Genomic DNA, 8,576 nt, shown 5'->3' on the forward strand with positions numbered 1-8,576 from the left:
CATGGTCTGGAAGTTGACCCGGGCCTCCATGCGGCCCTGGGAGATCTCGGCCTGGTAGGGCGTGTAGGCGGTGTACCAGGCGGGGTTCTCCAGGATGTTGCGCAGGATGACGCCCGGCGTGAAGGTGCCGTGGTAGCCCTGGCCGATGAAGCTCTTCAGGCGCTGGTTCTTGCCGGCGATGGCCTTGAGCTCGGCCAGGGCCTGTTCCTCGGTGACCGGGGCGGGCAGGTCCATCGCTGCGGTGCGGGCGATGGCGGCGGGCACGATGGCCTCGATCAGCGCGCGGCGCGAGGCCGGGCCGATGGCCGCCAGCATGGTGGCTTCGTCGTCGGCCCCCGGCCCGATGTGGCGGGAGGCGAAGGCCGTGGCGTTCTCAAGCTCGGCCAGGGGGGCGTGGGAGGAAGTCAGCATGGTGGCAGTCTCGGCAGGAACGGGAACGGTCGGCGGATCAGAGGGTCTTGAGCAGGGCGTCGTAGGCGGTGGAATCCATCAGGCCATCCAGTTCGGCCGGGGCGGACAGCTTGACCTTGAAGAACCAGCCGGCGCCCAGCGGGTCGCTGTTGGCCAGGGCCGGGTCGTTGCGCAGGTCCTCGTTGACCTCGACGATCTCGCCCGAGACGGGCATGTAGACGTCGGCCGCGGCCTTGACCGACTCGACCACACCGGCGATCTCGCCCTTGGCGATGGTCTTGCCCACTTCCGGCAGGTCCACGAAGACCACGTCACCCAGGGCGTCCTGGGCATGCACGGTGATGCCGACGATGGCGGCGGCGGTGTCGGCGATGTTGATCCACTCGTGGTCGTGGGTGAACTTGACGGTCATGGCAGGCTCCTGCGAAGCGTTGAGGGGCAAAAGAAGAGAGAAGAAACAGGTCGGGGGTGCTGGAGGCGGCCCCGTGGCGACGATCAGCCGCGGTAGTAGCGGTTGGGGGTGAAGGGCATGGCGGCCACCGTCATCGGCAGGCGCTTGCCGCGCACTTCGGCGAAGACTTCGGTGCCCGCGGCGGCGTGGGCCACCGGCAGGTAGGCCATGGCCACCGGGGTGTTGACGGTGGGGCCCAGGGTGCCGCTGGTGACGGTGCCCAGCGGCGTGCCGTCGGCGGCCACCAGGGCGGTACCTTCGCGCACCGGGGCGCGCTCCTTGCCCACCAGGCCCACACGCTTGCGTGTCGGGCCGTTGGCGAACTGGGCGTCGATCACGGCGGCACCGGGGTAGCCACCAGCACGGGCTCCACCGGCGCGGCGCACCTTCTGGATGGCCCAGGTCAGTGCGGCTTCCACCGGGTTGGTGGTGGTGTCGATGTCATGGCCGTACAGGCACAGGCCGGCTTCCAGGCGCAGGGTGTCGCGCGCGCCCAGGCCGGCGGGCTTCACCTCGGGCTCGGCCAGCAGGGCGCGGGCCAGGGCCTCGGCCTGGCCTTCATGCACCGAGATCTCGAAGCCGTCCTCGCCGGTGTAGCCCGAGCGGGTGACGAAGCATTCGGCGCCGGCCAGCGTGAACAGGCCGCCGGTCATGAAGGTGAGGGCGGCCACGCCCGGGTTCAGGCGCGACAGGGCGGTGACGGCCTGCGGCCCCTGCAGGGCCAGCAGGGCACGTTCGGGCAGGGGCTGCACGCTGCAGCGGCTGCCGATGCGGGCCTGCAGGTGGGCGATGTCGGCCGCCTTGCAGCCGGCGTTGACCACCACGAACAGGTCGCCGAAGGCGGCCGCGGCCTCACCCGCCGGGCGGGTGATCATCAGGTCGTCCAGCAGGCCGCCCTCGTCGTTGGTGAAGAAGGCGTAGCGCTGCTTGCCGGCGGGCAGGTCGATCACGTCGACCGGCACCAGGGTTTCCAGCGCGGCGGCGGCGTCGGTGCCGATCAGGCGCAGCTGGCCCATGTGGGAGACGTCGAACAGCGCGGCGGCTTCGCGGCACTGGCGGTGCTCGGCCATCAGCCCCGAGGGGTACTGCACCGGCATGGCGTAGCCGGCAAAAGGCACCATGCGGGCGCCGAGTTCAAGGTGCAGGGCGTGCAGCGGGGTCTGGAACAGGTCGGCGGCGTCGCTCATGGGGCGTTTCTCTCGGTCGGGTGGCGGGGCGAATGGCTGAACACATCATCCAAGGGCCCCCGCTGTCCGCTTTACCTGAGAGATTGACAGCACCGCGGGTTGCGCGGGAGGCTGCTTGCCCCTTCGGTGGGCCGGTTCATGGCAGGACTGCCATCGCCGACCTCTCTCCAGTGAGGAACGTGTCGGTGTTTCCACCGACACGGCTGTCAGTCCTTTTGCCTGAGCGTTCGAGGGGTGAGCCTCTGCGCCTTCGGCGGCCCCGGGTGGGGCTCTCTCCTGACATCCATTCAGTGTAACCGGGCGGCGCTGATTTTGGTCAGTTTGCGTTCATGTCCGCCGCATAGAGTCGGGGTGTACATTTTTGGAAGACCTATAAGCCAGAGGAGACAGGCCATGAGCGGCAACCCCAGCGTCACCACGCCCGGCATCTACGACCAGCATCTGGACAAGAACCCGGCCAACTACGTGCCTCTGTCGCCCACCAGCTATGTGGAGCGCACGGCCGAAGTGTTCGGTGACCTGCCCGCCGTGATCCACGGCCAGCGCCGCTACACCTGGGCGCAGACGCGTGAGCGCAGCGCCCGTCTGGCGGCGGCCCTGAAGGCGCTGGGCGTGGGGCGCGGCACCACGGTCAGCGTGATGCTGCCCAACACGCCGGAGATGGTGGAGGCCCACTACGGCGTGCCTGCCACCGGCGCGGTGCTCAACACCTTGAACACCCGGCTGGACGCGCCGCTGCTGGCCTGGCAGATGAACCACTGCGAGACGCAGGTCCTGATCACCGACACGGAGTTCGGCCCCCTGATGTACGAGGCCCTGCGCCGCCTGCGCGAGGACCACGGCCGCGACCCCATCGTCATCGACGTCGCCGACAGCGAATACACCGGCCGCGCCGAGCGGGTGGGCACGCATGAATACGAGGCCCTGCTGGCCGCCCATGCCCCGGTAGCCCAGCTGGATGGCCCGGCCGACGAGTGGGACGCCATCGCCGTGAGCTACACCAGCGGCACCACCGGTGACCCCAAGGGCGTGGTCACCCACCACCGCGGCGCCTACCTGAACGCCGTCTGCAACGCCGCCACCTGGACCATGCCGCACTTCCCGGTCTACCTGTGGACGCTGCCGATGTTCCACTGCAACGGCTGGTGCTTCCCCTGGACGATCGCGATGCTGGCGGGCACCCATGTGTGCCTGCGCAAGGTCGACGCCAAGTCCATCCTGGAGGCCATGCGTGAGCACAAGGCCGATCACTACTGCGCCGCGCCCATCGTGCACAACCTGCTGATCTCGGCTGATCCGTCGCTGCGCGACGGCATCACCCAGCGGGTGCGCGGCATGGTGGCGGGCGCGGCCCCGCCGGCCGCCATGATCGAGGGCATGGCCAAGATGGGCTTCGACATCACCCACGTCTACGGCCTGACCGAGGTCTACGGCCCGGCCGCGGTGGCGGCCAAGCGGACGTCCTGGGCCAGCGAAAGCCTTTCCGAGCAGACCCGCCTGAACGGCCGCCAAGGTGTGCGCCACACCATGGAAGAGGGCATGACCGTGATGGACCCGGAGACCATGACCGAGGTGCCGGCCGATGGTGCCACGATGGGCGAGATCATGTTCCGTGGCAACGTGGCGATGAAGGGCTACCTGAAGAACCCCAGCGCCACCGACAAGGCCTTTGCCGGCGGCTGGTTCCACACCGGCGACCTGGCCGTGCTGGAGCCCGACCGCTACGTCAAGATCAAGGACCGCAGCAAGGACATCATCATCTCCGGCGGCGAGAACATCAGCTCCATCGAGGTGGAGGACGCGCTGTACCGCCACCCGGCGGTGGCCGCGGCCGCCGTGGTGGCCAAGCCCGACCCGAAGTGGGGTGAGACGCCGGTGGCCTTCGTCGAACTGGCCCTGGGCGCCCAGGTGACGGCCGAAGAGTTGATCGCTCACTGCAAGAGCCTGCTGGCGGGCTACAAGGTGCCGCGCGAGATCCGCTTCGAGCCCATCCCCAAGACCTCCACCGGCAAGATCCAGAAGTTCATGCTGCGCGAGAAGGCCAAGTCCGCCGCGGCCTTCGACTGACACCGGGCCCGCCCGGCTTGCCAGCCGCGGCGCGCTGACCTACGCTGAACGGGGGACGCAGGGCGTCCCCCTTTTTTTCGCGGAGAGACCATGCTCACCACCGAGGACCCCCTTCTGCTGCGCAGCCAGGACGCGCGCGGCGTCGTCACGCTGACGCTCAACCGGCCGCAGGCCTTCAACGCGCTGTCCGAGGCCATGCTGGCCGCGTTGCGCACCGAGCTGGCGGCCATCGCCCGCGACGACAGCGTGCGGGTGGTGGTGCTGGCCGCGGCCGGCCGCGCCTTCTGCGCCGGCCACGATCTGGTGGAGATGCGGGCCCAGCCCTCGGCCGAGTACTACCGCGCCCTGTTCAACGAATGCGGCAAGGTCATGATGGCCATCCAGAAGCTGCCGGTGCCGGTGGTGGCCAAGGTGCAGGGCGTGGCCACGGCCGCGGGTTGCCAGCTGGTGGCCATGTGCGATCTGGCGGTGGCCGCCTCCAGCGCGCGCTTCGCCGTCAGCGGTGTCAACCTGGGCCTGTTCTGTTCCACGCCGGCGGTGGCCCTGTCGCGCAACATCGGCCGCAAGGCGGCCTTCGAGATGCTGGTGACCGGCGAGTTCATCAGCGCCGAGCAGGCCCAGGCCAAAGGCCTGGTCAACCGCGTGGCCACGCCCGAGGCGCTGGACGAGGAGGTCGAGCGGGTGGTGGCCAGCATCGTGGCCAAGCCGCGCACCGCGGTCGCCCTGGGCAAGGAGCTGTTCTACCGTCAGCTGGAGTCGGGCATCGAGGCCGCCTACACCGATGCGGCGCAGACCATGGCCTGCAACATGATGGACGAGGCCGCCCTCGAAGGCGTGCAGGCTTTCATCGACAAGCGTCCCCCGGCCTGGGCCCGGAAGGACTCGGCATGAGCGGGGGCGGGGCGCGCCGACGGCGCTTCACCGTCACTCTGCTGGGCTGCAGCATGGGCTGCGCCACGCTGATAGCAACGCAGGCCGCGGAACTGCCGCGGGTGATGCTGATGACCACCGAGGGTCCCATCGTCATCGCGCTGGACACCCGCCACGCACCGCGGTCGGCCGGGGACTTCCTGCAATACGTGCAGCGCGGCCTGTACGACCAGGGCGCGGGCTTCTACCGCGTGGTGCGGCGCGACAACGACCATGGCACGCCGCCCATCGAGGTGATTCAGGGCGGGCTGCTGGACGAGAACGACCCGCGCGCGCTGCCGCCGGTGGTTCACGAGAGCACCCGTCAGACCGGGCTGCGCCACCTGGACGGCACCGTGTCCCTGGCCCGCGGCGCGCCGGGCACCGGGGGCGGCGCGGCCTTCTTCATCTGCGTGGGGCCGCAGCCGGGGCTGGACGCCGGCGCCCTGCGCAACCCCGATGGCCAGGGCTTTGCCGCCTTGGGGCAGGTGGTCTTCGGCATGGACACGGTGCGCCGCATCCACGCTGGCGACACCGACCCGGCGCAGGGCGAGGCCTATGTGCAGGGACAGATGCTCAGGCAGCCGGTGCGGCTGCTGTGGGCCCGGGAGGTGAAATGAGCCAGGCGGGTGGGGTGGTGTTGGTGACCGGCGGCTCGCGCGGCATCGGGGCAGCGGTGGTGCGCCAGCTGGCGGCCCAGGGCACGGCGGTGCTGTTCAGCTACCGGCGCGAGGCCGCGGCGGCCCAGACCCTGGTGGCCGAGGTGCAAGCCGCGGGCGGCCTGGCCTGCGCGGTGCCGGCCGACGTGGCCGACGAGGCCCAGGTGATGGCAATGTTTGCCTCGCTGGACGCCTGGTGTGCGGAACTGGGCCGGCCCTTCACCGGCTTGGTCAACAACGCGGGCGTGCTGGAGACGCAGAAAAAGCTGGTGGACATGGACACCGGGCGCTGGGAGCGGGTGCTGCGCACCAATGTCGTCGGCAGCTTTCTGTGCGCCCGCGAGGCGGTGCGCCGCATGGCGCGCTCGGCCGGCGGTGCCGGTGGGGCCATCGTCAACCTGTCCTCCCGGGCGGCCCGGCTGGGCGCGGCCTTTGAGTATGTGGATTACGCTGCCTCCAAGGCCGCGGTGGACGCGATGACGCTGGGCCTGTCGCGCGAGGTGGCCGCCGAGGGCATCCGCGTCAACGCGGTGGCGCCGGGGCTGATCCGCACTGACATCCACGCCAGCGGCGGCGAACCCGGCCGGGTGGAACGGCTGTCGTCCGCCGTGCCGATGGGCCGAGGTGGCGAGCCCGAGGAGGTGGCGCAGGCCGTGCTGTGGCTGCTGTCCGAGGCCTCCTCGTATACCACGGGCACGGTGCTGGACGTGTCCGGCGGGCGCTGAGCTTCCGAGAGCGGTCACCCCAGGCGCCATGGGGTTGGAGCAGCCCGGCTAAGCTGGTGGGAGTCTTCAACTCTGGCCGGCCCCGCCGGTTCACCACCATGACCACGTCCGCGATCTACGACATTCCCCTGCAACGCCTGAACGGCACGCACGCCACGCTGGGCGAATACAAGGGCAAGGTGCTGCTGATCGTGAACGTGGCGTCCAAGTGCGGCCTGACCCCGCAGTACGAGGCGCTGGAAGCCCTCTACGAGGCCCAGAGCGCCAAGGGCCTGGAAGTGCTGGGCTTCCCCTGTAACGACTTCCTGGGCCAGGAGCCTGGCACGGCCGAGGAGATCCAGAGCTTCTGCACCGCCAACTTCGGCGTGAAGTTCCCGATGTTCGAGAAGGTCAACATCAACAGCAGCCCGCGCCATCCGCTGTACGCCGCGCTGATCGCGGCCCAGCCCAAGGCCGATGCGGCCAACGGCACCGCCTTCCGCGAGCGCCTGGGCTCCAAGAACCTGCTGCCGGCCAACGACAGCGACGTGATGTGGAACTTCGAGAAGTTCCTGGTTGGCCGCGACGGCAGCGTGGTGGCCCGCTTCTCGCCGGACGTGACGCCCGATCACCCGGCCCTGAAGGCCGCGATCGAGAAGGCCCTGGGCTGATCAGGCTCCACCGAGGAGGCTGCGCCCCACGGCCTCGGCCACCTCGATGCCATCCACCCCGGCGGACATGATGCCGCCGGCATAACCGGCGCCTTCACCGGCCGGGTACAGGCCGCGGGTGTTGAGGCTCTGGTAGTCCTTGCCGCGGTTGACGCGCAGCGGCGAGGAGGTGCGGGTCTCGACCCCGGTCAGCACCGCGTCGCGCATCGAGAAGCCCTTGATCTGGCGCTCGAAGGCGGGCAGGGCCTCGCGGATGGCGTCCAGCACGTACTCGGGCAGCACGGTGCGGCCGGGCTGGTCCAGGTGCACCAGCTGCACGCCGGGCTTGTACGAGGGCTGCACGCTGCCCAGCGCGCTGCTGCGCTGGCGCTTGAGGAAGTCGCCCACCAGCGAGGCCGGGGCGATGTAGCCGCCGCCGCCCAGTTCGTAGGCGCGCGATTCCCAGAAGCGCTGAAAGGCCATGCCGTCCAGCGGGTTGACCGGGCCGCTGCCGCCCTTGTCCTGCCGGTAGTCGGAGGGGTTGATGCCCACGACGATGCCGGCGTTCGCATTGCGCTCGTTGCGCGAGTACTGGCTCATGCCGTTGGTGACGACGCGCTCCACCTCGGAGGTGGCGGCCACCACCGTGCCGCCCGGGCACATGCAGAAGCTGTAGACGCCGCGGCCGTTGCTGGCGTGGTGCACCAGCTTGTAATCGGCCGCGCCCAGGATGGCGTTGCCCGCGTTGGGGCCGAAGCGGGCCTGGTCGATCAGGCTTTGCGGGTGCTCGATGCGGAAGCCCACCGAGAAGGGCTTGGCTTCCATCTGCACGCCGCGGCCATGCAGCATCGTGAAGGTGTCACGCGCGCTGTGGCCCAGGGCCAGCACCACGTGGTCGGTGCGGATCTCCTCGCCCGACTCCAGCACCACGCCGCGCACCTGGCGCTCACCGTCGCGGGTCTCCACCAGCAGGTCGGTCACCTTCTGCTGGAAGCGGATCTCGCCGCCCAGTTCGATGATCTCGGCGCGGATCTTCTCGACCATGCTGACCAGGCGGAAGGTGCCGATGTGCGGCTTGGAGACGTAGAGGATCTCTTCCGGGGCGCCGGCTTTCACGAACTCGGTCAGCACCTTGCGGGTGAGGTGGCGCGGGTCGCTGATCTGGCTCCAGAGCTTGCCGTCGGAGAAGGTGCCGGCGCCGCCTTCGCCGAACTGCACGTTCGACTCGGGGTTGAGCTGTTTCTGGCGCCACAGGCCCCAGGTGTCCTGGGTGCGCTCGCGCACGGCCTTGCCGCGCTCCAGCACGATGGGCCGCAGGCCCATCTGGGCCAGGATCAGCGCGCTGAAGATGCCGCAAGGCCCGAAGCCGATGACCACCGGGCGCGGCCGCTCGGTGGCGTAGAAATCGGCCGGGGCATGGCCGACGAACTGGTAGCGGGTGTCCGGCGTGGGGCGAATGTGCGGATCATCGGCCAGGCGCCGGGCCACGGCGGCCTCGTCGGCCAGCTCGCAGTCCAGGGTGTAGATCAGCACGATGG

The 8,576-nt window shown here is 69.9% G+C and carries 8 protein-coding genes, 1 pseudogene and 2 riboswitches; of the genes and pseudogenes, 5 read left to right on the plus strand and 4 right to left on the minus strand.

What is annotated here, in order from left to right; genetic code table 11:
• From I73_RS28605 to gcvT, 3 genes and pseudogenes are all read right to left on the minus strand, one after another.
• Nucleotides 1-411: pseudogene (locus I73_RS28605) on the minus strand (glycine dehydrogenase (aminomethyl-transferring)); the annotation flags it as partial.
• 37 nt (nucleotides 412-448) lie between these two features.
• Nucleotides 449-823 (minus strand): glycine cleavage system protein GcvH, encoded by a 375-nt coding sequence (gene gcvH, locus I73_RS17050; RefSeq protein ID WP_022981720.1) that lies wholly within the window; start codon nucleotides 821-823, stop codon nucleotides 449-451.
• 83 nt (nucleotides 824-906) lie between these two features.
• Nucleotides 907-2,049: a glycine cleavage system aminomethyltransferase GcvT gene (gcvT, locus tag I73_RS17055; protein WP_022981721.1), complete on the minus strand. Its 1,143-nt coding sequence runs from the start codon at nucleotides 2,047-2,049 to the stop codon at nucleotides 907-909.
• Nucleotides 2,050-2,101: 52 nt separating this feature from the next.
• Nucleotides 2,102-2,230: riboswitch (glycine riboswitch) on the minus strand.
• A 16-nt stretch (nucleotides 2,231-2,246) separates the two neighbouring features.
• Nucleotides 2,247-2,338, minus strand: a riboswitch (glycine riboswitch).
• A gap of 104 nt (nucleotides 2,339-2,442) precedes the next feature.
• Between gcvT and I73_RS17060 the strand changes: the two genes are divergently transcribed.
• From I73_RS17060 to I73_RS17080, 5 genes are all read left to right on the plus strand, one after another.
• The gene (locus I73_RS17060; protein WP_022981722.1) at nucleotides 2,443-4,116 is read left to right on the plus strand and encodes an acyl-CoA synthetase; all 1,674 of its coding nucleotides are present in this window, start codon (nucleotides 2,443-2,445) and stop codon (nucleotides 4,114-4,116) included.
• Between the two features lie 90 nt (nucleotides 4,117-4,206).
• Nucleotides 4,207-5,007 carry an enoyl-CoA hydratase gene (locus I73_RS17065; protein ID WP_022981723.1) on the plus strand — a complete coding sequence of 267 codons (801 nt, stop codon included), beginning with the start codon at nucleotides 4,207-4,209 and terminating at the stop codon, nucleotides 5,005-5,007.
• Nucleotides 5,004-5,645, plus strand: coding sequence for a peptidylprolyl isomerase (locus tag I73_RS17070; RefSeq protein WP_022981724.1), 642 nt, complete (start codon nucleotides 5,004-5,006; stop codon nucleotides 5,643-5,645). The genes I73_RS17065 and I73_RS17070 overlap by 4 nt, the downstream gene beginning before the upstream one ends.
• Complete coding sequence (locus I73_RS17075; RefSeq protein WP_022981725.1) at nucleotides 5,642-6,409, plus strand: SDR family oxidoreductase; 768 nt, start codon at nucleotides 5,642-5,644, stop codon at nucleotides 6,407-6,409. The genes I73_RS17070 and I73_RS17075 overlap by 4 nt, the downstream gene beginning before the upstream one ends.
• A gap of 98 nt (nucleotides 6,410-6,507) precedes the next feature.
• The gene (locus I73_RS17080; RefSeq protein ID WP_022981726.1) at nucleotides 6,508-7,059 is read left to right on the plus strand and encodes a glutathione peroxidase; all 552 of its coding nucleotides are present in this window, start codon (nucleotides 6,508-6,510) and stop codon (nucleotides 7,057-7,059) included.
• On the opposite strand, the gene I73_RS17085 is transcribed toward I73_RS17080, so the two are convergent.
• Nucleotides 7,060-8,576: NAD(P)/FAD-dependent oxidoreductase (locus tag I73_RS17085; protein WP_026096868.1), on the minus strand; the 1,517-nt coding region annotated here is incomplete at its 5' end.

Origin of the sequence: Ideonella sp. B508-1 (genome assembly GCF_000333615.1) — a bacterium.
Lineage (GTDB): Bacteria > Pseudomonadota > Gammaproteobacteria > Burkholderiales > Burkholderiaceae_C > Ideonella.

Excerpts from the sequence above, each read along its gene's own strand:
- gcvH (WP_022981720.1), bottom strand. The coding sequence starts at position 823 with ATGACCGTCAAGTTCACCCACGACCACGAGTGGATCAACATCGCCGAC.
- gcvT (WP_022981721.1), bottom strand. The coding sequence starts at position 2,049 with ATGAGCGACGCCGCCGACCTGTTCCAGACCCCGCTGCACGCCCTGCAC.
- I73_RS17060 (WP_022981722.1), top strand. The coding sequence starts at position 2,443 with ATGAGCGGCAACCCCAGCGTCACCACGCCCGGCATCTACGACCAGCAT.
- I73_RS17065 (WP_022981723.1), top strand. The coding sequence starts at position 4,207 with ATGCTCACCACCGAGGACCCCCTTCTGCTGCGCAGCCAGGACGCGCGC.
- I73_RS17070 (WP_022981724.1), top strand. The coding sequence starts at position 5,004 with ATGAGCGGGGGCGGGGCGCGCCGACGGCGCTTCACCGTCACTCTGCTG.
- I73_RS17075 (WP_022981725.1), top strand. The coding sequence starts at position 5,642 with ATGAGCCAGGCGGGTGGGGTGGTGTTGGTGACCGGCGGCTCGCGCGGC.
- I73_RS17080 (WP_022981726.1), top strand. The coding sequence starts at position 6,508 with ATGACCACGTCCGCGATCTACGACATTCCCCTGCAACGCCTGAACGGC.